Raw genomic sequence first — 894 nt, 5'->3', positions numbered from 1 at the left:
GGACTCCTTCTTGGTTGTGGTCTCTGTGGCGTTCTGGTTGCTTGGCTTTGTGGTGGGTTAAGCGAGGCAGTCGCCACCGCCCCTGTGTTTCCATTCGCCGTCTCGTCGCTGTTGGCTTCGGGATAAAACTCCTCCAACAGCATCGGCACCTCTTCATCGATATCCTCAAACTGGCCGTTACGTAGCAACTCGCGAGCAGCCTGCTCCATCTGCTCGATGGCCAAGCCTGCTTCTTGGTCACGCTGGGCGGCCTCTTGTGCCTGCCTGACTGCCTCAGTCAGGTTGGTCTCTTCCCGCAAGGTCAAATCCACGTAGTAGACCGGTGTGCGGTAGGACTGTGTAGTGCTCTTGGCTCGTAGCCGCAGGGTGAGCGGCAAATAGCGGGTATGGCCGCCGCTCACAGCCTCCAGGTACTTGAGCCGTGCCGCCAGGGTGCGTACCGAGTTGTAGCCGGTGGTGCGGAAGATAAAGCTGCCCAGCTCATCCCCTTGCCCCTCCACAAACAGGTTCAGTCGCCCGTACAGCTTGCAACCCTGTTGGCCTGCAAAGGCGCAGCGCTCTGGTCCAGAGCAGCTGACCTCCTCCATGCCTTGCGCCCCCATGCGTCTTGCCACCTCCCCATTCCCGACACAGAGCGGCCTGCCGGTTTGCCGGTCAAACGCGCTGTATTCCGCCCGTAGATTCAAGTCGCTATCGTTGAACAGCACCCGCACTGGAATGGCGCGGATCTTGGCCTGCTCCTGCCCTTGGTTATTCTTTTGCGATGAGTAGTGTTGATGCAGGGGATGGAGCAACCATCCCCCCTTTTGCTGTATCTGGGTGGTGAGGGTGAAGCTGTCGTCCTTCTCCGGTACCCACTTATCCTGTTTTTGCACCAGCTTGCCGATGCAGATC

1 protein-coding gene is annotated in these 894 nt (G+C 59.1%); it reads right to left on the bottom strand.

Annotation, left to right across the window (positions count from 1 at the left end):
- Positions 1-893 (bottom strand): hypothetical protein (locus tag ACE1BR_RS23195; protein WP_374874442.1); only part of this gene is annotated, 893 nt, incomplete at its 3' end.
- Position 894 lies beyond the last annotated feature (1 nt).

Origin of the sequence: Aeromonas sp. MdU4, from assembly GCF_041929505.1 — a bacterium.
Taxonomy (GTDB): domain Bacteria; phylum Pseudomonadota; class Gammaproteobacteria; order Enterobacterales; family Aeromonadaceae; genus Aeromonas.
The sequence above is the reverse complement of the archived record's forward strand: the minus strand, read 5'-3'. Positions and strand labels throughout refer to the sequence as shown.